The sequence below is a fragment of the Sedimentisphaera salicampi genome (genome assembly GCF_002117005.1).
GTDB classification, from domain to species: domain Bacteria; phylum Planctomycetota; class Phycisphaerae; order Sedimentisphaerales; family Sedimentisphaeraceae; genus Sedimentisphaera; species Sedimentisphaera salicampi.
Genome location: NZ_CP021023.1, coordinates 2,071,812 through 2,097,891, shown reverse-complemented (window position 1 = coordinate 2,097,891; position 26,080 = coordinate 2,071,812). Strand labels below are relative to the sequence as shown.

Annotated in this window: 19 protein-coding genes; 6 read left to right on the top strand and 13 right to left on the bottom strand. The window is 49.0% G+C overall.

Annotated features, from left to right (window positions below):
• Positions 1-583 precede the first annotated feature (583 nt).
• Entirely contained in the window at positions 584-7,330 is a 6,747-nt protein-coding gene (locus STSP1_RS07895; protein WP_085755836.1) for a GLUG motif-containing protein, read from the top strand.
• Between the two features lie 354 nt (positions 7,331-7,684).
• Complete coding sequence (locus tag STSP1_RS07890) at positions 7,685-8,887, top strand: GLUG motif-containing protein (protein WP_085755835.1); 1,203 nt, start codon at positions 7,685-7,687, stop codon at positions 8,885-8,887.
• A gap of 855 nt (positions 8,888-9,742) precedes the next feature.
• Here the strand turns inward: STSP1_RS07890 and STSP1_RS12525 are convergent.
• A complete protein-coding gene (locus tag STSP1_RS12525) occupies positions 9,743-9,895 on the bottom strand; it encodes a hypothetical protein (RefSeq protein WP_161491680.1) in 153 nt (50 codons plus the stop codon).
• Between the two features lie 113 nt (positions 9,896-10,008).
• Between STSP1_RS12525 and dacB the strand changes: the two genes are divergently transcribed.
• Both dacB and STSP1_RS07880 read left to right on the top strand, forming a co-directional pair.
• Entirely contained in the window at positions 10,009-11,355 is a 1,347-nt protein-coding gene (gene dacB / locus STSP1_RS07885) for a D-alanyl-D-alanine carboxypeptidase/D-alanyl-D-alanine endopeptidase (RefSeq protein WP_161491679.1), read from the top strand.
• A gap of 17 nt (positions 11,356-11,372) precedes the next feature.
• Positions 11,373-11,669, top strand: coding sequence for a Dabb family protein (locus STSP1_RS07880; protein ID WP_085755833.1), 297 nt, complete (start codon positions 11,373-11,375; stop codon positions 11,667-11,669).
• Positions 11,670-11,728: 59 nt separating this feature from the next.
• On the opposite strand, the gene STSP1_RS07875 is transcribed toward STSP1_RS07880, so the two are convergent.
• The 7 genes from STSP1_RS07875 to STSP1_RS07845 form a co-directional block, all read right to left on the bottom strand.
• Complete coding sequence (locus STSP1_RS07875) at positions 11,729-13,210, bottom strand: sulfatase-like hydrolase/transferase (RefSeq protein WP_085755832.1); 1,482 nt, start codon at positions 13,208-13,210, stop codon at positions 11,729-11,731.
• Positions 13,211-13,346: 136 nt separating this feature from the next.
• Complete coding sequence (locus STSP1_RS07870; RefSeq protein WP_085755831.1) at positions 13,347-14,795, bottom strand: phage terminase large subunit family protein; 1,449 nt, start codon at positions 14,793-14,795, stop codon at positions 13,347-13,349.
• A 40-nt stretch (positions 14,796-14,835) separates the two neighbouring features.
• Positions 14,836-15,273: a ribose 5-phosphate isomerase B gene (rpiB, locus tag STSP1_RS07865; protein WP_085755830.1), complete on the bottom strand. Its 438-nt coding sequence runs from the start codon at positions 15,271-15,273 to the stop codon at positions 14,836-14,838.
• 80 nt (positions 15,274-15,353) lie between these two features.
• Entirely contained in the window at positions 15,354-15,728 is a 375-nt protein-coding gene (locus STSP1_RS07860; protein ID WP_085755829.1) for a hypothetical protein, read from the bottom strand.
• Positions 15,725-16,447 carry a cytochrome P450 family protein gene (locus STSP1_RS07855; protein WP_085755828.1) on the bottom strand — a complete coding sequence of 241 codons (723 nt, stop codon included), beginning with the start codon at positions 16,445-16,447 and terminating at the stop codon, positions 15,725-15,727. Before STSP1_RS07855 ends, STSP1_RS07860 begins: the two co-directional genes overlap by 4 nt.
• Positions 16,437-17,090 (bottom strand): ATP-binding cassette domain-containing protein, encoded by a 654-nt coding sequence (locus tag STSP1_RS07850; protein ID WP_085755827.1) that lies wholly within the window; start codon positions 17,088-17,090, stop codon positions 16,437-16,439. The genes STSP1_RS07855 and STSP1_RS07850 overlap by 11 nt, the downstream gene beginning before the upstream one ends.
• On the bottom strand, positions 17,087-17,476 hold the full coding sequence (locus STSP1_RS07845) for a sigma-70 RNA polymerase sigma factor region 4 domain-containing protein (RefSeq protein WP_085755826.1): 390 nt from the start codon (positions 17,474-17,476) through the stop codon (positions 17,087-17,089). Before STSP1_RS07845 ends, STSP1_RS07850 begins: the two co-directional genes overlap by 4 nt.
• Before the next feature lie 359 nt (positions 17,477-17,835).
• Here STSP1_RS07845 and STSP1_RS07840 point away from each other — a divergent pair, with 359 nt between their 5' ends.
• Both STSP1_RS07840 and STSP1_RS07835 read left to right on the top strand, forming a co-directional pair.
• Entirely contained in the window at positions 17,836-19,206 is a 1,371-nt protein-coding gene (locus tag STSP1_RS07840; protein WP_085755825.1) for an ammonium transporter, read from the top strand.
• A gap of 24 nt (positions 19,207-19,230) precedes the next feature.
• Complete coding sequence (locus tag STSP1_RS07835) at positions 19,231-19,572, top strand: P-II family nitrogen regulator (protein ID WP_085756686.1); 342 nt, start codon at positions 19,231-19,233, stop codon at positions 19,570-19,572.
• Positions 19,573-19,708: 136 nt separating this feature from the next.
• On the opposite strand, the gene STSP1_RS07830 is transcribed toward STSP1_RS07835, so the two are convergent.
• The 5 genes from STSP1_RS07830 to queA all read right to left on the bottom strand — a co-directional run bounded on the left by STSP1_RS07830 (position 19,709) and on the right by queA (position 25,972).
• Positions 19,709-20,419 (bottom strand): hypothetical protein, encoded by a 711-nt coding sequence (locus tag STSP1_RS07830; protein WP_085755824.1) that lies wholly within the window; start codon positions 20,417-20,419, stop codon positions 19,709-19,711.
• A 1,429-nt stretch (positions 20,420-21,848) separates the two neighbouring features.
• Positions 21,849-22,394 carry a chromate transporter gene (locus tag STSP1_RS07825; RefSeq protein ID WP_085755823.1) on the bottom strand — a complete coding sequence of 182 codons (546 nt, stop codon included), beginning with the start codon at positions 22,392-22,394 and terminating at the stop codon, positions 21,849-21,851.
• Positions 22,381-22,935: a chromate transporter gene (locus tag STSP1_RS07820; protein ID WP_226997471.1), complete on the bottom strand. Its 555-nt coding sequence runs from the start codon at positions 22,933-22,935 to the stop codon at positions 22,381-22,383. Before STSP1_RS07820 ends, STSP1_RS07825 begins: the two co-directional genes overlap by 14 nt.
• A 13-nt stretch (positions 22,936-22,948) precedes the next feature.
• Positions 22,949-24,910 carry an ABC-F family ATP-binding cassette domain-containing protein gene (locus STSP1_RS07815; protein ID WP_085755822.1) on the bottom strand — a complete coding sequence of 654 codons (1,962 nt, stop codon included), beginning with the start codon at positions 24,908-24,910 and terminating at the stop codon, positions 22,949-22,951.
• A 12-nt stretch (positions 24,911-24,922) separates the two neighbouring features.
• Positions 24,923-25,972 carry a tRNA preQ1(34) S-adenosylmethionine ribosyltransferase-isomerase QueA gene (queA, locus tag STSP1_RS07810; RefSeq protein ID WP_085755821.1) on the bottom strand — a complete coding sequence of 350 codons (1,050 nt, stop codon included), beginning with the start codon at positions 25,970-25,972 and terminating at the stop codon, positions 24,923-24,925.
• Between the last annotated feature and the right edge of the window lie 108 nt (positions 25,973-26,080).

Sequence of the window (26,080 nt, the reverse complement as noted above, 5' to 3'; positions counted from 1 at the left end):
TGTAAAAGAGAGTTAAACCGAGCCTGTCCGCCGGAGGCGGAGAGGAAGCGGAGACAGCGGAGGGAGAGAATGATATATTTATTTAATAACCTATGTGTGCCTCTAACTCAGTCCGTAAATGCTGCGGCCAGTCTGTGATGAACGTCTGCTGTCCACTTATTTCGCCCCGCCTGCGGCGGGCCTACATGCGTGGCTCGGTTTAAATATCTCGTTTTGTGAAATCGCTGCGAAATACTAACGACAATCAGAGCCGTGCGTGGAGTCCGCCGGAGGCGAAGAGCCTGTCCGCCGAAGGCGGAAAGCAAGCGGATAGATTCGTAGCTCGTAGCTCGTGGCAGAGTGGCTGAGTGGCTGAGTGGCTGAGTGGCTCGTGGCAAAATCATTAGTGAAAAATCAGCGGGGATTAGTGGTTAAAAATCTCAGCGTCCTTCGTGGTTTAATACGAATTTTTCAAAAAAATCGGCTAAAATTTTATTTTTTCCTTGAATTCTCCCCTCAAATTCGGTAAGTTCAGTCCAGAAAGGGTAACTGGCGTTATTTGGGATAAGATTAAAATTTATTAATTTTTTATCTGGAGATAAATATGTGTACCCTTAGAGTTTCGGTTATCGCTGCTATTGCCGCAGCTGGCATTGCATTCGGTTTTTCTGGAGGCGGCACAACAAACAACCCATACCAGATTTCCACCCCCGACCACCTCGAAGCGGTGAACAACGACCTCTCCGCCCACTACGTTCTGACGAATGACATCGACCTCTCGGCCAGAACCTACGACCGCGCCGTTATCGCCCCGGACACCGATCACAGCGATGCTGGTTTCAACGGCACTCCCTTTTCCGGCACATTTGATGGAGCGGGTTATAAGCTTTTAAATCTAACCGTTGACACATCAAATGTAACAGAAGATTACCCTTGTTATCTCGGCCTTTTCGGAAAAATTGAGGGAGGTGAGGTGCTGAATCTCGGCATTGAAAATGCTCAAATATCAGGAAGCAATAATTCAGAATATCTCGGCGGCCTGTGCGGAGGTAGTGACGGCACAATAACGAACTGCTATGCGACCGGCTCTGTTTCGGGAGGCAATTATTCGATCAATCTTGGCGGCCTGTGCGGAGGGAATAGAGGCACAATCGAGAACTGCTATGCGGCCGGCTCTGTTTCGGGCGGCAATAGTTCTTATGACCTCGGCGGCCTGTGCGGATATAATGATGGCGGCATAATAACGAACTGCTACGCGGCCGGCTCTGTTTCCGGCGGCAATAGTTCTTATGACCTCAGCGGGCTGTGCGGACTGAATGAGGGCACAATCACGAATTGCTTCTGGGATAAGTATATCAGCGGGATGGATACCAGCGCAGGCGGAAGACCAAAAACTACAGCTCAGATGAAATCTGCCGCAACATTTGCAGGCTGGAATGACGGGAGCTGGACAATAGATGAAGGCAATGATTATCCCCGCCTTGCGTGGGAAAATGATGGAGGCTCTATTATAGCTACCGGCTATCCAGCAAGAACCTACAGCGGTGAAGGTACGCAAGAAAATCCTTTCGAAATCTCTGATTCTCAGGATTTGGTCTGCCTCAGCAATCGCTTGCCGGACTGGGGTAAATATTTCGTTTTAACTAACGATATTGATATGCAGGGCATAAATTATTATCCTATAACGACTTTCAGCGGCAGTTTTGACGGCAGCGGATTTAAAGTATTTAATCTGGAAATTAGCAGTGAAGAAATAGGCTTACATTCCCAGCTCGGAGTTTTTGGAAACATTGATGGCGGGGAAGTTCGAAATCTCGGAATTGAGAATGCTGATATAACCGGCGGCGATGATTCAGAAGCTCTCGGCGGCCTGTGCGGAGCAAATCTTGAAGGCACAATCGAGAACTGCTATGCGACCGGCTCTGTTTCGGGAGGCAATTATTCAAATTTTCTTGGCGGCCTGTGCGGAGTGAATGTTGAAGGTACAATAGAGAGCTGCTATGCGATCAGTTCTGTATCTGGGAAAGAAGATGCCGGCGGCCTGTGCGGATATAATATTGGCGGCACAATCACGAACTGCTATGCGGCCGGCTCTGTTTCGGGAGATGATTATTCAAGAAATCTCGGCGGCCTGTGCGGAGTGAATGGTTACGGCACAATCGAAAACTCCTTCTGGGATAAAGAGGCAAGCGGGATCAGTACCAGCGCTGGAGGAAGACCAAAAACTACAGCTCAGATGAAATCTTCCGCGACATTTGCAGGCTGGAATGATGGGAGCTGGACAATAGATGAGGGTAATGATTATCCCCGCCTTGCGTGGGAAAATGATGGAGGCTCTGTTATCACCACAGACTATCCAGCAAGAACCTACAGCGGTGAAGGTACGCAAGAAAATCCTTTCGAAATCTCTGATTCTCAGGATTTGGTCTGCCTCAGCAACCGCTTGCCGGACTGGGATAAATATTTCGTTTTAACTAACGATATTGATATGCAGGGCATAATTTATTACCCGATAACAATCTTCAGCGGCAGTTTTGACGGCAGCGGATTTAAAGTATTTAATCTGGAAATTAGGAGTGAAGAAATAGGCTTACATTCCCAGCTCGGAGTTTTTGGAAAAATTGATGACGGCGAAGTTCACAATCTCGGCATAGAAGATGCCGATATAACCGGCAGCGATGATGCCGATTATATCGGCGGCCTGTGCGGGCATAACAGGGGCACAATCACGAACTGCTATGCGGCCGGCTCTGTTTCGGGTGATGATTATCTCGGCGGCCTGTGCGGAAGGAATAGCAGCGGCACAATCACGAACTGCTATGCGACCGGCTCTGTTTCGGGAGGCTATACATCAGGATATCTCGGCGGCCTGTGTGGAGAGAATGAAGGCGGCACAATCGGGAACTGCTATGCGACCGGCTCTGTTTCGGGAGATGGTTATCTCGGCGGCCTGTGCGGGAGGAACTATGAAGGCACAATCTCGAACTGCTTTTGGGATAAGGAGGCGAGCGGTATCAGTACCAGCGACGGCGGAACAGGACTTACTACAGCCCAAATGCAGACGCAGAGCACGTTCACTGGTTCCGGCTGGGATTTTGCCGGCGAAGAAGCGAACGGCAGCGATGAGGTATGGTTTATGACGGCAGGAGAATACCCTGAATTAAGATGGCAAGTTCAAGAGCAAGGCGGCGGCACAATAAACAACCCATACCAGATTTCCACCCCCGACCACCTCGAAGCGGTGAACAACGACCTCTCCGCCCACTACGTTCTGACGAATGACATCGACCTCTCCGGCCGGTCTTACGACCGCTCCGTTATAGCTCCCGATACTGATTACACCGATTCCGCTCCGGATACCGATTACACCGGTTCGGATTTCAGCGGCACTGCATTTTCCGGCTCATTTGACGGGGCGGGGTATAAGATTCTGAATCTCACAGTTGATACTACAAATGTTACGGAAGAATATCCCCGATATCTCGGCCTTTTTGGCAAAATAGATGATGGAGAAGTTCACAACCTCGGAATTGAGAATGCTGATATAACCGGCGGCGGTGATTCAAGGTATCTCGGCGGCCTGTGCGGAGGGAATCTTGAAGGCACAATCGAGAACTGCTATGCGACCGGCTCTGTTTCGGGGTATGATTATCTCGGCGGCCTGTGCGGAGGGAGTGACGGCACAATCACGAACTGCTACGCGGCCGGCTCTGTTTCGGGGTATGATTATCTCGGCGGCCTGTGCGGAGGGAGTAGAGGCACAATCGAGAACTGCTACGCGGCCGGCTCTGTTTCGGGAGGCAATTATTCAATCAATCTCGGCGGCCTGTGCGGAGGGAGTGACGGCACAATCACGAACTGCTACGCGACCGGCGATGTCTCGGGGTATGATTATCTCGGCGGCCTGTGCGGAGGGAATAGAGGCACAATCGAGAACTGCTACGCGGCCGGCTCTGTTTCGGGAGATGATTTTCTCGGCGGCCTGTGCGGAGCAAATATTGAAGGCACAATCACGAACTGCTTCTGGGATAAGGAGGCGAGCGGGATCAGTACCAGCGACGGCGGAACGGGGCTTACGACAGCTCAGATGCAGACGCTGAGCACGTTCACCGATTCCGGCTGGGATTTTGCGGGCGAAGAAGCGAACGGCAGCGAAGATGTATGGATTATGCCGGAAAGTGATTACCCAAAGCTTACGGCGTTTCACAGATTAACAGTTATTTTCAATGCAGGCGAAAATGGGGTGATTTCTTCAGGCGATGAAGTGCAGACTGTTTACGAAGGCGAAGATGCTGTTGAGCCGACAGTTACTGCAAATGCTGGCTGGGTTTTCACAGGATGGGATATAGATTTCACTGATGTGCAGTCTAATCTTACAGTTACCGCAGAATATACAAAAGAGATTTACACAGTAACTTTCGCAGCTGGAGCTAACGGAACAATTACAGCCGGCGATGAGGTACAGGATATTCCTTACGGCGGCTCAGCAACAGCTCCGACTGTTGAAGCAGACGAAGGCTGGGAGTTTGCCAGCTGGGATAAGGCATTTGATAATGTTACAAGCGACATAACTGCAACAGCCACATATTCAGAAATTCCGCAGTACACAGTTACATTTGATGCGGGAGCTAATGGCAGCATAACAGCAGGCGATGAAGTGCAGACTGTTTACGAAGGCGAAGATGCTGTTGAGCCGACAGTTACTGCAAATGCAGGCTGGGATTTCACAGGATGGGATATAGATTTCACTGATGTGCAGTCTAATCTTACAGTTACCGCAGAATATACAAAAGAGATTTACACAGTAACTTTCGCAGCCGGAGCTAACGGAACAATTACAGCCGGCGATGAGGTACAGGATATTCCTTACGGCGGCTCAGCAACAGCTCCAACTGTTGAAGCTAACGAAGGCTGGGAGTTTGCCAGCTGGGATACAGCTTTTGATAACGTTACAAGCGACATAACTGTAACAGCCACATACTCAGAAGTTCCGCAGTACACAGTTACATTTGATGCGGGAGCCAACGGAAGCGTAACAGCAGGCGATGCAGTGCAGACTGTTTACGAAGGCGAAGACGCTGTTGAGCCGACAATTGAAGCCAGCGAAGGCTGGGAATTCATCGGCTGGGATGTAGATTTTACAAACGTCCAGTCCGACCTTACAGTTACTGCAGAATATACAGAAGAGATTTACACAGTAACTTTCGCAGCTGGAGCCAACGGAACAATTACAGCCGGCGATGAGGTACAGAACATTCCTTACGGCGGTTCAGCGACAGCCCCAACTGTTGAAGCTAACGAAGGCTGGGAGTTTGCCAGCTGGGATACGGCTTTTGATAACGTTACAAGCGACATAACTGTAACAGCCACATATTCAGAAATTCCGCAGTACACAGTTACATTTGATGCGGGAGCTAATGGCAGCATAACAGCAGGCGAAGAAGTGCAGACTGTTTATGAAGGCGACGACGCAGTTGCTCCAACAGTTACTGCAAATGCAGGCTGGGAATTCACCGGCTGGGATATAGATTTCACAGATGTGCAGTCTAACCTTACCGTCACAGCTCAGTACGAAGAGATTTACACAGTAACTTTCGCAGCTGGAGCTAACGGAACAATTACAGCCGGTGATGAGGTACAGAAAATTCCTTACGGCGGTTCAGCGACAGCCCCAACTGTTGAAGCTAACGGAGGCTGGGAGCATACCGGCTGGGATACAGCTTTTGATAACGTTACAAGCGACATAACTGCAACAGCCACATATTCAGAAATTCCAGAATATACAGTAACATTCGATGCTGGAACTCACGGAATAATAACAGCAGGCGATGCAGTGCAGACTGTTTACGAAGGCGAAGACGCTGTTGAGCCGACAATTGAAGCCAGCGAAGGCTGGGAAATCATCGGCTGGGATGCAGACTTCACAAACGTACAGTCTGACCTGACAACAGCAGCACAGTATGAGCAGATTACATATACCGTAACTTTTATGCCGGGTGCTAACGGTACTATAACCGCAGGCGACACCGAGCAGACAATCGCTTACGGCGGCTCAGCGACAGCTCCGACTGTTGAAGCTGATGAGGGCTATATATTCACTGGCTGGGACACAGCTTTCGATAACGTAACAGAAGGATTAACTGTAAATGCTGTTTATAATGACCTACCTGATATTTACACAGTAAACTTCTATGCAGGTGAATACGGCAAGATACTCTCTGGTGCTAGCCAGCAGGTAGATGAAGGCGAGGCGGCAGCGCTTCCTACGCTCGTGCCGGACTTCCAGTACAGGTTTGAAGGCTGGTATAACGGCGATACAAGGTACTCACTTTCCGAGCTGCAGAATGTTACACAAAATATGGAGCTCACGGCTGCATATTCTCTCCAGCCGGATCCGGAACCTGCAGATGCAGATTTCAACGGCGATAATTATATAGGCCCTGAGGATCTTGCAATTCTGCTTGAATCCTACCTCACCGCTGAAGGCTCACTGGCCAGCGATACAGCAGCAGAGCCGTTCGCAGGCGATCAGTTCGGCGATATAGACAGCAATCAGTGGGTTGACAACGGCGATTTCTACCTGTTCAGCAGCAACTGGATGAAAGAAGTTGAAGACAGCTTTACATACAACTTAGTTCAGGGTTATAACTGGATTTCGTTCCCTGTTCTGCCTGAAGACAAGAGCCTTGCCAATGTAATGGAAGGTTACGAAGAGATTGTAGAGAACTTCGATAATATAACAGCCTCTAACGGCAAAACAGCTCAGTATTATAACGGCCAGTGGTACGGAACGCTTCAGAATATTGTACCTACAAGAATGTATGTGCTTTACAGTGCAAACGGCGGTACGTTTGAAGTCTCCGGAAGCGAGGTAGGTCATGATGGAGCTATGAATCTTTATCAGGGCTGGAACTGGCTGCCGTTCTTCCAGAAGCAGAGCATGTCTGTGCAGGATGCCTTCCAGCATCTTGATGTCCAAGACTTGGATCAGATTATAGCACCGAATGGTGAGGTTGCTCAGTACTACGGAAATCAGTGGTACGGAACTCTCGATACCCTCGAGCCCGGTGTTGGATATAAATTCAACGTATCTAAAGCTCAGGGCTTCAGCTATACACATCAGGTTTCTCCGCTTGAAACAATGTCTATCGAGACAGCCGCTGTTAATAAACCTAACTGGGATGCTCCGCAAGGGCTTTCAAACCAGATGAAGACGCGGAGCACTTTCAAGAATGCCGGCTGGGATTTTGCGGACAGTTCAGCGGCAAATGAGGAAGATGGGATATGGCTGATGGATGAGAAAAGTTATCCGAAACTGAATGTAATAGTTGAAATAGACCATAAGAATTAACCATAATATGAATGATTGAATATGTGGGAATGAAAGTGTGCGACAATTTTTTTGGGCAAAATGCAAATCATTATGCTGCAATGCTTTGCAGAATTAAATGCTGTCTATTTACTGAGCCAGTCCGCCTGCGGCGGATTGCTCGTGGCAAAATCATTAGTGAAAAATCAGCGGAGATTAGCGGCTGAAATATCTCAGCGTCCTTCTGGTTTAAAACGAATTTTTCAAAAAAATCGGCTAAAAGTTTATTTTTTCCTTGAATTCTCCCCTCAAATTCGGTAAGTTCAGTCCGGAAAGGGTAACTGGCGTTATTTGGGATAAGATTAAAATTTAATAATTTTTTATCTGGAGATAAATATGTGTATTCTTAGAGTTTCGGTTATCGCTGCTCTTGCTGCAGCAGGCATTGCATTCGGTTTCGCCGCTGGCGACGGCACGGCAAATAACCCATACCAGATTTCCACCCCCGACCACCTTGAAGCTGTGAATGATGACCTCTCCGCCCATTACGTTCTGACGAATAACATCGACCTATCCGGCAGAACCTACGACAGCGCTGTTATCGCTCCTGATACAGATTCCAGCAATACCGGTTTCGACGGTACGCAATTTTCAGGTTCGTTTGATGGGGCGGGATATAAGATTTTGAATCTCACTATCGATTCTTCAGTATACTTTCTCGGCCTTTTCAGCGGAATAATAGATGGCGGAGAAATTAGAAATCTTGGGGTTGAAGATGCTGCGATTACCGCTTGCGATGATGCTGAATATGTAGGCGGCCTGTGCGGAGGGAATAGAGGCACAATCACGAACTGCTATGCCACGGGCTCTGTTTCAGGCGGCGATAATTCCCATTATCTTGGCGGTCTGTGCGGAATAAATCTAGAAGGCACAATCGAGAACTGCTATGCGACCGGCTCTGTTTCGGGCGGCGATGATTCAAGATATCTCGGCGGCCTGTGCGGATGGAATGAAGGCACAATCGAGAACTGCTATGCTGCGGGCGATGTTTCTGGAAAAGATAATTCGATTGTTTTAGGCGGCCTGTGCGGAATGAATAAAGGCACAATCACGAACTGCTATGCTGCGGGCGATGTTTCTGGAGGAGATAATTCAAGAGGTTTAGGCGGCCTGTTCGGTGGAAATGAAGAAGGCGCAATCACGAACTGTTATGCCACCGGTAAAGTAAAAGCGGGAAATAAGGCTGAATATCTCGGCGGTCTGTGCGGGGGAAATGAAGAAGGCGCAATCACGAACTGTTATGCCACCGGCTCTGTTTCGGGCGGCAATGATTCAGAAGGTCTCGGCGGCCTGTGCGGGGAAAATCAAGAAGGCACAATCACGAACTGCTTCTGGGATAAGGAAACAAGCGGGATGGAGGAAAGCGACGGCGGAACTGGACTAACGGCAGCTCAGATGAAAACGCAAAGCACATTTACTAATGCCGGCTGGGATTTTGCGGACAGTTCAGCGGCAAATGAGGAAGATGGGATATGGCTGATGGATGAGAAAAATTATCCGAAGCTGAATGTGATAGTTGAAATAGACCATAAGAATTAACCATAATATGAATGGTTGAATATGTGGGAATGAAAGTGTACGACAATTTTTTGTGGCTCGCGGCGAGTTGCGAGCGGCTCGGCTTAAACATTAGTTTTGTAAAGTCGCTGCGTAATACTAACGTCAATCAGAGCCGCACGTGGACTCCGCCGAAGGCGGAGAGGAAGGCAAGAAATTAGACAGGATTAACAAGATTTACAGGATGAGATAAAGATTTCATATTAATTTTAAATTGGCTTTCTCCATCAAAAGAACTTATCTTAAATCATTAGAGAAAAATTAGTGCTGATTAGTGGTTAAAAAAATATCTCCCCTCTGTGCCCCTCGGTGTTCGTCCGTGGTTAATATGTATATTTTCTCTCCGTACTGCTGTCCACTTATTCCGTCCCGCCTGCGGCGGGCCTTCATGCGTGGCTCGGTTTAAATATCTCGTTTTGTGAAATCGCTGCGAAATACTAACGACAATCAGAGCCGTGCGTGGAGTCCGCCGGAGGCGGAGAGGAAGGCAAGAAATTAGACAGGATTAACAAGATTTACAGGATGGGATAAAGATTTCATATTAATTTTAATTTGGCTTTCTCCATCAAAAGAACTTATATTAAATCATTAGAGAAAAAATAGTGCTGATTAGTGGTTAAAAAAAATATCTCCCCTCAGTGCCCCTCGGTGTTCCTCCGTGGTTAATATGTATATTTTCTCTCCGTACTGCTGTCCACTTATTCCGTCCCGCCTGCGGCAGGCCTACATGCGTGGCTCGGTTTAAATATCTCGTTTTGTGAAGTCGCTGCGTAATACTAATGACAATCAGAGCCGCACGTGGACTCCGCCTGCGGTGGATTGCTCGTGGCAAAATCATCAGCGGTCTAAACAAAGCGGACGTGGTGGATTCGGGCAGCGATGCGACGGGATTATCCAAAAAACTTTTGCCTTCTCATTGCCTTGAACATAAATAATCCTGTAGATCCTTGCCCCGCAGCCAAAGCGGTTCGGGGCTGTGAATCCTGTCAAAAAATATCCCCTTAGTGCATTTCAGGGGAGCTTAGCGGCTTAGAAATCTTGCATTGGGGAGCGTTTCGGCTAAAATGCCTGCCGTTTTTGAAGATTCTGAAAGGATGCAGGAATTGAAGTATGTATTTCAGCTTATAATACTTTTGCTGGCCTCTTCTCTGCAGGCGGGCATTGCAGAGAAGGTTCAGGCCGTAGCTGCGAGGGAAAAGCTCGACGGCGTTGATTTGAGCGTAGTAGTGATGGATGCCCGCAGCGGAGAGATCGAATATCAGATCTCCGAGAAGGTTTCCCTTATCCCCGCCTCCACAATGAAACTAATCACCACTTCCGCAGCCCTTGAAACGCTGGGAGACAGCTATACCTACAGCACGAAGGTTTTCTATTCCGGCGGCGATTTAATAATCGAAGGCTGTGGAGATCCCGCACTCGGCTTGGATGAGGATATTCCCGCTGATATTGCCTCAGAGCTTAAGAGAAAGGGGATAACCCAAATTCGCAACATCATTGCAGACAGCACGTTCTTTGATGACCAGCTCCAACACCCCGACTGGCCTGCCATTGAGATCAACAGGAGCTATCAGCCGGAGATAAGCGGAATCAGCTATCGGCTCAACTGTGCTGAATTCAATGTCTGGCCTGCCGGCGGGAAGGTTTTATGGGATTCAGAACCTGAAACAAGCTTTCTGAAGGTTCAAAACAAAGCAGACTACACCTCTTCAAGGCGGAATACCGTATGGATATCCCGCAAAATAAACAAAAACAGCTTCACAATCCACGGAGACTGCGGCTTTCAGGCGCGTCCTGTGGAAGTTCCCGTGCACAGGCCGGCTCTGTTTCTCGCCTGCCTTACGGCTGAGAAGCTCTCAGAGAGCGGGGTAAACCTTAACGGAAAGCTCCTTGAATCCAGCGCAGACACATCGCAGGCAGGGCTTCTGAAAAGCTATAAAACTCCCCTGCTCGAGGCCGCAGAAATGGCAAACAGCGACAGTGTGAATCTTGCAGCAGAGTGCATTGCGAAAACGCTTGCCGCCGAAAAGGGGCACAGCAGGAATCAGTGGGGGCATTTTGCAGGCGAGGCGGAAGATTTCATCAGCGGCTGCGGGGCAGGGCTGGATGGCGTTGTAATCAGAGACGGAAGCGGGCTAAGCCGGGGAAACCGGCTCACAGCAGAGGTGATTGCGGCGGTTTTGAGGCATCAGTATGAGCGGGAGGATTTCGAGAAATTCAAGGATACACTCGCTGTTGGAGGGGTGAGCGGTTCCGGCCCGGTAAAAAGATACTTTACCCAGCCTTCATACAAAGGTAAAATATACGCAAAGAGCGGTACTATGACAGGCATAAAGGCGCTGGCAGGATACTGCTTTACTGATTCGGGAACTTTCATATTCTCGATTATTACCAACAATGCCAACGGGCATACGAGAAAAGCAATAAACGATATTGTAAAATCTGTTTTTTAGAAGCAGAAGGAATAGAAATGCTAGTACACTCAGTATTTTTCTGGCTCAAAGAAGACCTCGCCGAGGCCGAGCTGTACCTTTTCAGGGAAAAACTCGAAACGCTCAAGCAGATACCTGCCGCTCATTCGGTATATATCGGCACACCCGCAAGCACTGACAGGCCGGTAATAGACAGGAGCTACGACTTCGCTCTTACAGTTGTGTTCGAGGATATCGGCAAACACGACGAATATCAGTCCGACCCGCTGCACAAAACATTCCTCAATGAATGCAGCGATATGTTCGAGAAGGTACTGATTTACGACGCTGATTAGCCTTATTCGGGCTTAATACCGGGCTTGGTAAAAAAACACAGCAGCGGCTGTTCCGCCGCTCAGCTGGAGCGTATTTCTTTTACCCAGTTTTGGTGCTGCTTCATCATTTTTTGAACTATTTCAGGGTGTTTGTCTGCTAAATCATTGGTTTCGCCAATGTCATTTTTCAGGTTAAAAAGCTGCGGCTTCTCAGGCAATGGCTGTTTTCTTCCGCTGATAATATCTTTAGTGAAAAGCCTGGCCTTAACCAGCTTCCAGTCGCCGTCGCGAACAGCAAACTGGTCTCCAAAATGCCAAAACAGAGGACTTCGTTTGCGATTTTTTTCGGGCCGTTTCAGCATTGGCAGAAGGTTCTTGCCGTCGAGCGGTTTTCCTTGAATCTTCTCATGCCCGGCTGCGGCGAGAAAAGTTGGTAAGATATCCAGCGTTGATACCACATTCCTGCAAACTTTCCCCTTTGCGGCTTTTCCCGGATATCTCATTATTATCGGAATTCGAATGCCCCCTTCAAACAGGCTGTATTTCGTACTCTTTAGCGGCCGATTCACAGAGCCTGTCTCCCGCGCAGGTGCGCCGCCGTTATCGGGCATAAACACAACGAATGTGTCTTCTTCGAGATTCAGCTCTTCAAGGGTATCCAGCAGTCGGCCGATATTATCATCCATACATGCCATATTCGCAAGGCACCACCGGCGATAGGTTTCATCATAAACATCTGCCTTGCCGTGGCCGTAGCGGTCGTAATAAGTATAGTAGCGGCCGTCTTCAGGGTCGTACAGAGGCACCTTTTTCGCCCCGAAACGCTCCAAATAACGCTCGGGTACAAGATGCACGAGAGCATGCACTGAATTGTAAGATACGCAAGCAAAGAAAGGCTTCTCCCTTTGGCGTTTGATGAAGTCTATAGCGTAATCGGTAAAGATTTCCGTGGTATAGCCTTTTTCAAATGATTTTTTGCTGTTATTATGGAATAATGGCCCTAAAGAAGCGCTCGCTCCGTTTGGGTCAGGAGCGGCCTTTTCGATTTTCTCAGACAAATGAAAGTAATCGTGGGCATGCGCGGAAAACCCTAAAAACTCGTCAAAGCCGTGGTTCATCGGATATTCACGAACGTCCTTACGGTGATAGTTTTGCCCGAAATCGCTTTTGCCGAATTTACCCGTTGTATAGCCGGCGTTTTTGAGGTATTCTGCAAGCGTTTTTTCATCTTTAGGAAGCGGCTTAGACCATCCCCACATCCCCCATCTCTGCTGGCAGCGGCCGGTATTCAAACCCGCGCGGGATGGGCTGCAGGCCGGCCCGGTAACATAGGCCTGCGTAAAACGAACGCCCTGATGGGCTAATCGATCGATATTAGGGGTAGCCACATCCGGCGAGGAATGGGCATAAGCGCTTACATCTGCATACCCTTGATCATCAGTTATTATCAGCAGGACATTAGGCTTGCGATTGTTTTCAGTGAGCAAAGAGCCCCCGCACCCGGAGAGAAAAGAGGCTGAAGCCCCAATACATACAGACCGTAAAAAGTTACGCCGATTCATCAAATTCTCCCTGCCTTTAATGGTATTTGTTTAGCTTGCTTATTCAAACCTTCATCATAGCAAAATATCCGCAACTTAAAACGCATATTTGTATAAAAAAACCGCAATCTTGCGCAAAAGAAACGTCTAATCGATTTTAATATTTTGCCAAAAGAGCAGCGTTTGATTCAATGTTCACGAAGAAGTAGCGAAGAGCGTCGATGTAATGGTCGTAGATGCCGTCTTTTTCGGGCAGTTCATCTCCGGCGCATTTAGCGGGATAATGATAGCTTTCCATCGCCTCAATCAGGTTTACACAGGATGGATCTATAAACAGCCTCGCTTTTCCTGCGGCGTTTCTTATATGCTGCCTTATCACCTCGAGGCCCGGGGTGATTCGGCTCGCCTTCCATCTGAGATTGATTCCCTGTTTGCGGAATTCATTAACCACGCTTGTTCCGCTTATCTGAGATGTCTGCGAGCCGGCGGGGTCGCAGAATGTTCCCGCAATGCTCGCAGAAGCGGGGGTTAGCCGGCGAACTTGCCGGCAGTTTTCAGCGGCGGTTCTCTGCCTTGCCACGTATTCACGAATCACAAACACGTTTCCCTCGCTGTCCTGCTCTATCCAGAGGCATACAAACGGATTCACGAAGCCGAAATCTATCGAGCGAAAGAGCCTTCTGGAAACGTTGAAATCAATCTTCCGCACATTCGCGTTCCTCTTGAACGACGGGAAAACGCACCTGCTTGTTGAGGGCTTTTTGCATAGCATCTCTGCCTCCCAGCTGCTTCTGCTTGCCCTCTGCATCTGCGAGACGGCGTCGTCTATGCGGTAGTAGCCTTGGGCATTTTTGGCGATCCCGCGGCAGTCTTCCAGAAGCGGGCAGCTTGAGCAGGTTCTGTCGGTGCATTTTTCGATCACATCCCAAAGATTCCAGCGGAATACAGGCAGAGCTGATTTGTTCGCAGTGTTCACTGCCTCAGACATTATCCCGTATGGCTGGTGCATTGTGGATGCGGCTTCCATAGCAGCCGTGATCCCTTGGTCGGATTTTGTGATATACTGGGCGGCCTGATAGACATCCGGGTCGAAAAGTTCGATTTCATCGCAGCGGAGCTTGTGGATATGCCTTCCGCGCACGTTTCTTGAAGACTGCGTGAGCACCTCGACACTGCTGGAATTCTCGAGTGTTAGCGAGCTTTTGGTGATCTTCCCGCTGAGCATATCGTGGAAGCCTTCCTCCATAAACCGTGCAGTATATTCATACATCCGCCTTGCCTGTTCCTGCGAGCCGGAGAGGATTTTGATGCTGCATCCCGGGCGGAGAACCGCATCCAGCACGGTGAGCACAGCCCCGCAGAGCGTTTTGCCGCCGCCCCGATTCGCCCATACAAGGCAATCACCGTTTGGCCTGCCCTCCAGCTCGGTGGAGTATGCATACCAGAGGTAGTCGAAGGGGGCCGCTGCCCCAGACAGGCGATTATCCGGCAGAGACACCCCGAGAAATGCTTTGATATAGCCCTTGAGCTGTTTGCGGTTTTTAGGGGGCTCTGTTCTCAGCGCAGAGAGAACCGAGCTCAAATGATTTTCGTTTTGAGTTTGCATTTTTCCTTCTCCTCAACGTTTTGTGTTTAACAAAGGGCAGTCAGCTGCCCAGATCCTCTATCGCGTCAATGCGTTTTATATGTCTTCCGCCCTCAAATTCGGTGTTCAGCCAAATATCCACGATCTCATAAGCAGCCTCAATTGAGATCATTCTCTCGCCCAAAGCGAGCATATTTGCGTTGTTATGCCTGCGGGAGAGCCTTGCGGTTCGGTTGTTCCAGCACAGCGCGCAGCGAATCTTGCTTATCTTATTGGCTGCTATCGCCTCGCCGTTCCCGCTGCCTCCAAGCACAATGCCCCTCTCGCAAATACCCTCTGAAACAGCTCGGGCAGCAGGGATTATAAAATCCGGATAGCTGCAAGAGGCTTCGGTGTATGTGCCGAAATCTCTGATATCCCAGCCCTTTTCGCTGAGGTATTCTTTGATTTTTTCCTTGTACTTAAAACCTGCGTGGTCTGATGCTATAGCAATTTTCATAATTCTAACTCACTTTGATAATAACCATTTTACCGTTGTGAAAAGCGGCAATTATAATGAAAACGAATTAAATTTCCTGCTTATTCCGCCAGAATTTCAAGCAGTTTTGCCTTTTTCTCCTCGCTCAGCGATGGAGCAGAAGCATCCTGCCTGCTCTGGGCAAGCTCTTTTCTAAGCTGCATAATATCAATGCAGGCCTTTCTTGCTGTTTCCTCTTTGTCGCAGCAGGCAAGGCCGGCGAGCTTTTCGGCAGCTGTGAGCCCTGCCTTTGCAAGCACCGCTTTGCTCAGGAGATTAACAGTTTCAATCCTGCTCTGCATCTCTTCGCGGCAGCTTTGATTTTTCAGTTGCTTATCGAGGGCTTTTATGCTGAGCTGGTTGTTCTCGATCACCTCTTCAAAGCTGAGGGCAGGATCGAACAGCTCTGCGATAAAGCTTTCCATCTTCTTGCTCATTTTTCCACCTCCTGCATCAGTTTTGGGTTTTTGATAAAGAAACAGTATTCGGGTTTAAGCTCGAGCTTCTCCGTGGCCTTTTCAAGAATCTGCCCTTCAGCTCTTTTAGGCAGTGAGCCGTAGCTTTTCAAAAGATTCACTGCGGCTCTCTGAATCTTCTGTCTTTCTGCCGAAGAAATTTTATCAAGCTTCTTTTGCCTTTCTGCCTTTGAAGCAGGGCCGAGGGGGATCCTGTTTTGAGCGAGCAGCCCTTTCAGCCGAATCTTTTTCCCGCTCTCGGCAGGCCTGAACCTCTTGAAGCCCGCTGAGACAAACAGATTCCCAAGCCTTCCAGATGCGCTCAGCGCCTCCACACACCCCGCCCTGCAGAACTGAACGGTTTTAATGAGAAATTTCCTGCCGATTCCAAGCCCGCGGTATTCGGGGAGGATTACTATCCTCGATACAATACGGAAATGAGCGTTTACCGCTCTGAGCCTTTGCCCGCCGGCCTGAGGGAAACGCTTCAAGAGCCTTGCGAAAACCACATTCCTCCCTGCGCAGTTTGCAGGCGGGTATGAGAATGTGATAATCCCGGCTTTCTCGCCGTCAATCCCGCGGAGCAGGAAGGCCTCGCACACCAGCCCCGGGCGGGAGGCGCAGTAGTGCCAGCGTTCGAATTCATCGTATTGCTCTGCACCGCAGCGCTGGATAATCAGCTCGGGAAGTTCAAGAATCATTTTTCCCCCCTCTCCGCTGCACTTCCGGCCTGCCTGTTTTGCTGAGAGTTATCACAACCTCAGGAATAAGGAATTTTTCAATCTCCTGCCTCGTAGTACATAGGATAAAGGCTTTCCGCGTGCGCTGGGTTTCGAGGCGGATTCTCGCCGAGAGCAGTTTGGCCTGTGTGCCCTCGAGGCTGCTGCAGAACTCATCGCAGATAATCGTTTGCTCTTTCCCGCTCATCGCAAGGGCAAGGCGAAAACGGAACTTCTCCCCGACGCTAAGAGCGCTGAAGGGCTTGATCATATTCCACGCGCTTGAAAGCCCGGCATCTGCAAGCCTTTTCATTCCGTCGGTAAACGTGGGGAAGCAGTCTATAATGCTGCATTTCCTGCTGAACTGCAGATCATCCAAATCGGCAAAGCTTTGCTCAGGCAGAGCCCTTTTGATGCTTGAAAGCAGGGTTGACTTCCCCGACCCGCTCGCACCTTTAATCAGCACGATCTCCGCCTCTGAGAAACTGAAATCAACCCTCAGGCGAAACTTCTCTTTCAGGCGGCTTTCGCTTATCCCGAAGGTTCGCATTATTATCTCGCTTCGCCTGCTGAGGCAGTAGCTCCTTGGGATAAACGAATCAATCTGAATCATTTCACGCTTCACAGCTCTGCCCCCGCTTTCTTTCTGCTATACTTTCCTGCGAGCTTGATATGCTTTCTAACCCTGTATTCCGAACAGCCGCGTGCTTTGGCTGTCTCCCGTATGCTCATGCCCCGCAGGAAATAATCCCTTGCTATCGCACCGCCGAGCGTACTGCGCGGGTAGCAGGCGTTGTAGTCTTTGAGCCTTTTGAGCAGCTTGGAAATACGTTTCGAGATTGTCTGCCGGCATTTGCCCCTTGATTTTGCCAGATTCGTGATGCTTTGCCCCTCAAGGAAATACTGCTCTATGAGCTTTCTGTCCTTGCGTTTGAGCCCGCGTGCGGCTGTGAGCATATCTTCCACTTCCTCGCGCAGGGCTTGACGATAATCGAATTGATTTCCATCCATTTTTTCTCTCCTCCGAAAAATTAACATTTATTTTGACCTCAATCCCGATTATATTAACCAAATGCTTAACATCAAGGCAAAAGTTGCCCGAATGCTTAATAAATTTGATTTTTTCTATTTTGCCAAGAGCCAAACCGTTTACAATTTTGTATTTACGCCAATTTGTTAAAACAAATTTGTAGCCAATTTGAAATTGCGTAAATTTAATATATTTTTGTAAGGTCTTTCTTGAAAGCGTTTTACGTAAATTTTTTATTTTTGCAAATCCCTTTGGCATATCAATTGTGATAGGCATCTTGAAATGTTAAAAAAGCTCGCTTCCAATTTGTATTTTTGTCCCTTTTTGAAAGGAGAGTTCTATGAAGAACAAAGTTTCAACTGCTGGAATTGTTCTGCTGCTTGCAGGTACGTTATCTGCGGCGGAGCCGGCTGCGGAGGCCGGCGGGCTTGTCGAACTGAAGGCCGAACTGCAGAACAACCTAAACATTGTATGGACGTGCATCGCCGCTTTTCTGGTATTCTTTATGCAGCCCGGATTTGCGATGGTCGAGGCAGGGTTCACCAGAGCGAAAAATTCAGTGAACATCATAATGAAAAACCTGATGGATTTTTCAATCGGCACCCTCACATTCTTCCTTCTCGGATTCGGACTGATGTTTGGAACTACCAACGGATTTTTCGGAACATCCGATTTTATGATAGCAGGCTCTCAAGGCGATCCTGCAAGCTGGGACTGGACGTTTCTAATCTTCCAGACCGTATTCGCAGGCACCGCAGCAACGATTGTATCCGGTGCGATGGCAGGCAGAACTAAGTTCCGCTCATATATGTTCTACAGCGTTCTGATTTGCGGCCTTATCTACCCGATCTCAGGCTCCTGGGCGTGGGGCGGGCTTGCCAACGGCAGCGGCTGGCTCGAAAACCTCGGCAGCGGCTTCACCGACTTTGCAGGCTCAAGCGTTGTGCATTCTGTAGGCGGATGGCTTGCCCTTGCAGGGGCAATAGTTCTCGGGCCTAGGCTCGGGAAGTACGGCCCTGACGGAAAGCCGAAGGCTATCCCGGGCCACAACATCACCCTTGCTGCTCTGGGCGTTTTCATCCTCTGGTTCGGGTGGTTCGGATTCAACCCGGGCTCAACCACCCTCGGCGACGGCGAAATCGGCAGGGTAGCAGTAACAACCAACCTTGCAGCAGCAACCGGAGCAATAGCAGCAATGGCTGTAGTTTGGATAGTCAGCGGCAAGCCCGATGCTTCAATGAGCCTCAACGGCGCCCTTGCGGGGCTGGTAGCCATAACAGCAGGCTGCTACACGGTAACCCCGCTCGGTGCAATCGCTATCGGCTTATGTGCAGGCGTGATCGTGGTGTTCAGCGTGTATTTCTTCGACAGACTCAAGATCGACGACCCGGTTGGTGCGGTATCCGTACACGGGGTGTGCGGGGCATTCGGCACAATAGCCTGCGGGCTTTTCAATGCGGAGGCAGCCCTCGGCCTTGCAGAAACCAGCACCGGCCTCTTCTACGGCGGCGGAGCAGGAAAGCTCGGCGTTCAGCTCGTGGGAACTGCGGCATACTTCCTCTGGGCATTCGGAATCGGATTTTTGATGTTCTCTGCAATTAAGTACACTGTTGGGCTTAGAGTGAGCAGGGATGAAGAGCTCAAAGGGCTCGACATAACCGAGCACGGAAACGAAGCCTACGCAGGGTTCCAGGTCTTCAGCACTACATAAGCTTTGATAAAAGGAGAAATAATGATGAAACTGTTAATAGCATACATACAGCCTCACGCTCTCGAGGCGGTGAAGGAAGAGCTCTCAAAGAGGGATATAGCAAAGATGAGCGTTACCAACTCCCTCGGCTGCGGAGCACAAATGGGCTACCACGAAAACTACAGAGGCGTTGAATTTGATGTGAACCTCTTGAAGAAAGTGCGTCTCGAGATAGCTGTCAACGATGAGTTTGTCGAGGCGGCGGTGGAATCAATCACCAAAGCAGCCCGCACCGGCGAGATCGGAGACGGAAAGATATTCATAATCCACCTCGAAGAATGTATCAGAATAAGGACAGGACAAAAAGGGCCGGAAGCAATTGGGTAAGGCCTTTTAAGGGCTCCTCCTCTCTGACGGGGGAGCCCGAAATTTTGCAATCCTTTCCGCTAAGGCTCGGCAAACCCGGGCCTTTTTTCATTCAGCCAGCCAAACCGCCCCTCCACGCAAAGCCGTTAGGCTTTCATCAGCCGCTTGAGCTGGGGGCTTCAGCCTGAACAGCGTTTCGATTTATGCCCAAAGTGTTCACAAGAAGATGATAAGAGGTATGCAGGAAATAGCTGCACCAGAATGCAATTCCAAGCCACTTTGCCCCGTCCTCAAAAAAGAACATCCACTGACCAATATGACCAAATAATAGCTCAACAATCACGTCGATAACAGCTGATGCTGCGAGGAATCCCAGCGATAAAAACAAGGCTCCGAAATGCGTTTGCATTATAATACGCCTGAAAACAATGATGTAACCAATTAAGACAATCCCTAATGCTGAGAAGACAAATTCCTCACACAAACCCAAATAACAAGGCGATAAAACCTCATGAATTAGAAAAAGATCATCCACCAGGAGATAAGCAGACAAGAGGGAGGAGCAAAGAAGAAACCAGAACGTGCCTATCGGCTTGAAGCCGCGGAGAATTATCGCTGCAAAACCGCATACCGCTGCAGATACGCACCAGAGAACCATACCGAGATTTGATAAAACGCCTGAAAGAGGGTGTATATTCGCAATGGCCGTAACGTCTCGTGTCATGCTTGGCATACTTACTTGAAAAAATATGCTTGTCGCCATCGCTCCCAGCAGAACGAGTGTTGATGGTATCAAGGTAATAAACAACTGCTTTGTGGAGATGATCTTCACTCTAACACCAAAACCTTTCTGAATACCTGAAAGCAATCAATTGTTCCGCATAATGTACGGAATCTTTAGTTACTGAGAATATAAGACACTTTTAAAGTTTCTTCGCTCGGCGCCGATAATTTTCATAAGCCAGACTGGCCTCTCTTCTCCAAATCCAACAAAAACTTGTGGTGCAATAATACTCGGCAGCTCAAAGCTGAATCCGCAGGTTTTTGTTCACTGGCTCACAAAGAATTTTATATCTAAAAAAGTTAGTCATAATTATTAGCTAACAACAAACTAATAAACAGAAAATATCGGGATTGTCAAGGAAAATTTCCCCCTAAACATCGACAGTTTAGCCCGACAGGCCGGCTCAGTAGAAAAAACATTCACCGCAGAGGAAAGATATATAATCCACAGATTACACAGAGGTTTATTAAATATGAGAAGCAGCCGCTAATCAGCACTAATTTTTCTCTAATAATTTTGCAACGAGCCACGAATCTATCCGCTTGCTTTCCGCCTTCGGCGGACTCCACGCACGGCTCTGATTGACGTTAGTATTACGCAGCGATTTCACGAAACTAATGTTTAAACCGAGCCACGCATGTAGGCCCGCCGCAGGCGGGACGGAATAAGTGGACAATAGACGTTCATCACAGACTGGCCGCAGCATTTACGGACTGAGTCAGAGGCACACAGAGGGGCACGGAGGATTTTTAAATACAATATATCAATCTCTCTCCGCTGTCTCCGATTCCTCTCCGCCTTCGGCGGACAGGCTCGGTTTAACTCTCTTTTACATCAGAGAAAACATTTTCATAAATGAGGGAAAGCTCTCTGCCGGAAGGACGTTTCACCGCAATACCAAACTCTTCTCCAATGTTTAAATTGTATTTTTGACACAGAGTTATCGGAGGAAGCGGAGGGGAGATATTTTTAGTTGCTAATCAGCACTAATTTTTCACTAATGATTTAAGATAAGTTTTTTTGATGGAGAAAGCCAATTTAAAATTAATATGAAATCTTTATCCCATCCTGTAAATCTTGTTAATCCTGTCTAATTTATCACATTCCTCTCCGCCTCCGGCGGACTCCACGTGCGGCTCTGATTGTCGTTAGTATTACGCAGCGATTTCACGAAACTAATGTTTAAACCGAGCCACGCATGTAGGCCCGCCGCAGGCGGGACGGAATAAGTGGACAATAGACGTTCATCACAGACTGGCCGCAGCATTTACGGACTGAGTCAGAGGCACGAAGAGTTTTTTTAAATATAATATATTAACATCCTTTCCGTAATCTCCGCTTACTGTCCGCCTTCGGCGGACAGGCTCAGTAAATAGACAGCAATAAATTCTGCAAAGCATTGCAGCATGATGATTTGCATTTTGCCAAAAATATTGTGTCGCACACGGTTAGACGCAAGGGAAATGGGATTGGTTCAGGATATAGTTACTGGTTCTATCGCAGCGTCGGCTGCTCAAAGAAACGCGATGCCTGCCATCGCTCCGAGGATAATGAATACAGCCGGGTGGAGTTTGCGGAAGAATCTCAGCAGGGCAAACAGGGCGAAGAGTATCAGGCAGCGTAAATTCAGGATATCCCCAGATTCTGCGATTGGTCCGGCGAGGGCATTCGAAGCGATAAAGAATACCGCCGCCCCGATGAGCCCGATAACAGCAGGCCTGATTCGCTTCATTACGGCATCGACATATCTGTTTTCAGAATAGCTTGTGATGGAGCGAATTATGATTATGCTGATTATGTATGCGGGGGTTAAGAGGCCGACTGAGGCTATTATTGCTCCCGGAAACGAGCCCACGGTATAGCCGATGTATGAGGCTAAATTTATGCCGATCGGGCCGGGGGTAGATTGCGATACTGCAATCATATCAACGAATTCGTGCTGGCTTATCCAGCCTCCTTCCACGAGGAAATCCTGAAGAATCGGAAGGGATGCCAGTCCGCCCCCGAAGGTGAACAGGCCTGTTGTGAAAAATATCGCATAGAGCTTAAGATATATCATTTTTCCCCTTCTGTATCTCCCTCGCTATAGCGTAGAATATTACCGCCGCCACAAAAAGCACCGGGGAGATAATTTGCAGCGTTACAGCGGCGAATCCAGCAGCAGCAAGCAGGCATCCGGTATAATCCTTTATTGCTCTTCTGCCCATATTACTCAGCGTGAATATTATCATTACGGCAACCGCAATACGGATTCCCGCAAACGCTTTCTGCACGTAAATATTATCCTGAAATCCCGAGAGGAACGCAGCTATCAGCGAGATGATTACAACAGACGGGCCCACGACCCCGATCCCCGCGAAAATTGTGCCGAGAACTCCTGCCTGACGGTATCCCACAAACGCTGCCACATTTATCGCTATAACGCCCGGGGTTGCCTGCCCGATTGCGTAGTAGTCGAGCATTTCCTCCTCGCTCACCCAGCCACGTTTTTCCACCACCTCGCGGCTGAGCATAGGCAGCATTGCGTATCCCCCGCCTACGGTAAAAAGCCCTACGCGGGCAAAAGAGATTAGAAGTTTGCCGAGTATGTTCTTTTCCAAACGGCTCTTCCTTTCAGCCTAATTTCCATTCATACGCCTTATAAAGCAGTTCCAGCTCGTTTTCGGCGCTGTTTACCTGCTCCTGAAGCTCGTTCATCTTTTTATGGTCTTTGTAGTATTCTTCAAGGCCGAATTTTTCTTTGAGCTCTTCAATGAAGGATTCCTTTTTCATAATAAAATCTTCAATATCCTCAGGCCTGTATTTATTAAAAGGCTTGAGCTCTTCCGGTGCAGTTTTTCTTTCCTTGTGCCTTTTGTTTTTGCGTACAGGCGTTTGCGATTTGTTTGATTCATCGCTGTATTTTTTCTTCAGGGCCTCCTGTGCCCTCTTTGCAGCGGTGTCGTAGAATTCGGTGTAGAGCTTTTGCCCCGGGCCGAAGAATTCGAATCTGCCCATCTGCTTTTTGCCGCATTCATCCACCCCCATCACCATCAGCAGATCGCATATCTTATCGATAAAGTATCTGTCGTGGCTTACAAAGATAACCGTGCCCTCAAATTCCTGCAGGGCGGTTTCGAGGGCTTCCTTGCTGGCGATATCCAGATGGTTCGTGGGCTCATCGAGCACAAGCACATCCGGCCTTTGGAGAACGAGCCGGCAAAGCATAAGCCTGTTTCGCTCGCCTCCGGAGAGATTCTCCACCTGTTTGAACACCTCATCACCGAAAAAGAGGAACGCTCCGAGCACATTTCTCGCCTGCGCCGGCTTGAGGTCTTTTCTCAGCCGGAGGATCTCATCAATCACGGATGATTCCGGCAGCAGCTCCTCGCCCTGCTGGTCTAAATAGCCTACGCTTAGATTATTGCCGAATTTTATCTTTCCTGTGTCCTGAGCAATTTTGCCGAGTGCAATTTTCAGGAGCGTACTCTTGCCCGTTCCGTTTGGGCCTGTAATTGCGAGCCGCTGGCCGAGGGTGAGGTCGAAGTTCAGATCAGAGAAGAGCTTCAGCTCGCCGTATGCCTTGCTCAGCGATCTGCATTTGAGCACGTTATGACTGAGGTTTTTGATGTCTTCAAAGCTGAAAGACAGCGTTCGCACTTTCTGCTGGGTTTCGAGGAAGTCCGGATTATCTTCAAGCAGCCTTTCGAGGCGTTTGGCTCTGCCCCTCGCTACGCGCCTCATCCCCACATCATTGCGGTTTCGGGCGATGAAATCCATTTCCTTATCCACCATCTTTTGGCGTTTTTCCTGCTCGCGTTCTTTTCGGATTCTATCGTTCTCTTTGCTTTCTAGGAATTGGGAATAGTTGCCTTTCCATAAAGCAGCCTGCATATTCTCAAGCTCTGCAATCTTCACTGCCACACGATCAAGAAGGAATCTGTCGTGGCTTATGATCAAGGCTGCGCCGGGGTAATTTTTCAGGAAGTTCTCGAGCCATTCTGTTGCTGCAAGGTCGAGGTGGTTTGTTGGTTCATCCAAGAGCAGAAGGTCGCTGCCTGTTATCAGAACAGAGGCAAGCCCGAGCCTTGAGAGCTGCCCACCGCTTAGCTGGCATACCTTATTCTCATAAAATTCTTCGCCAAGCCCCACGCCTGAGAGGATCATCTTAATCCGCGTTTCAATATCGTATCCGCCGGCAAGCTCGTATTTCAGGCTCAGTCTTTCGTATTCGGCCATAGCCTTTTCAAGCTCCCTGCCAGATTTGCTCTCAAGCTTTTGCGCCGCCTTCTCCACCTGCTCTTCAAGTTCATATATATGCGAGAGGTTTTCCTGCATAACCTCAATTACCGTTTTCTCTTTATCGAAGAACGGCTCCTGAGGCAGGTAGCCTATCGAATAATCCTTCCTGCTGAGGATCTCGCCTCCATCCGGCGTATCCTTCCCGAGGATCATCTTGAAAAGCGTTGTTTTCCCAGTCCCGTTGTTTCCGATAAGGCCGATCTTTTCCTTGCGGTATATCTTCATATTGAGGCCGGAAAAGAGCCTGTTGGTTCCGAATGATTTTTCTATGTTTTTAAGCTGCAGAAGCGGCATTTATGCTCTCAATCAGTATATAAACATTGCATCGCCGTAGGAAAAGAAGCGGTATCTCTTTTCTACGGCGTGTTTGTAGGCCGTCATAATCTTATCCATCCCGGCAAACGCCCCCACAAGGGCAAGCAGGGTTGAGCGGGGCAGATGGAAGTTTGTAATCATCGCATCAACTATATTAAATTTTACCCCTGGCACAATGAATAACCTCGTTTCGCCCGAGCAGGCCTCAAGCTTTCCGCCTGCGGCCGCTGTTTCCAGCGTTCTAACGCTGGTAGTGCCCACTGCTATTATCCTGCCTCCGTTTTCTTTTGCGGTGTTGATTTTCTCAGCGGCCTCTTCGCTCACGGTATATTTCTCGCTGTGTATCTCGTGCCGGGAAAGGTCGCTCGCTGTTACGGGCTTGAACGTGCCCGCCCCCACATGCAGGGTAACCCTTGCCATCTGAATACCTTTTTCCTCAAGGGAGCTGAGCATCTGTTCGGTGAAGTGCAGTCCCGCAGTAGGTGCGGCAACAGCCCCCTCCTTTTTTGCAAACACGGTTTGATAGCGTTTTCTGTCCATCTCCGGATTATCGCCCCCGCCCGGACGTGATATATAAGGCGGCAGTGGCGCATACCCGATTTTCTCCAGCACCTCTTCTGCCGGCCGGTCGGTTTCGGGCTCTATAAACCAGCTCCCGTCGCCCATTCTGTGGCAGGCAAGGGCCTTCATATACACCTCTTTATCCCTGTCCAGAAGAAGAATCTTCTCCCCGGGCTTCACTTTCCTCGCATTTCGGAGCATTATATGCCATGCGTTTTCGCCGGCCTGTCCGAGATAAAGGCCCTCAAGCGAGGCGCCGGTCTCTCGTTTTGCGAAGAAACGGGCAGAGAGAACCTTAGTGTCATTGAGCACAAGGCAGTCCTCGGGACGCAGATAGTCCCCAATGTCGCTGAAAAGCCTGTCATCAAGCGTTCCGTTTCTCTTATCGAGTACGAGAAGCCTTGAGCTGCTCCTCGCATCCGCAGGTCTTTGTGCGATCAGTTCTTCTGGCAGATAGTATTCAAGGTCTTTTGTTTTCATTTATGATGCTCCGGAGAATTTTAAGAGCGGGTATTATAGTCTTGAGGGGGTAATTTATCCACCCCTTCAAACAAAAACTCCCCGAGGCCGGAAGACTTCGGGGAGTTT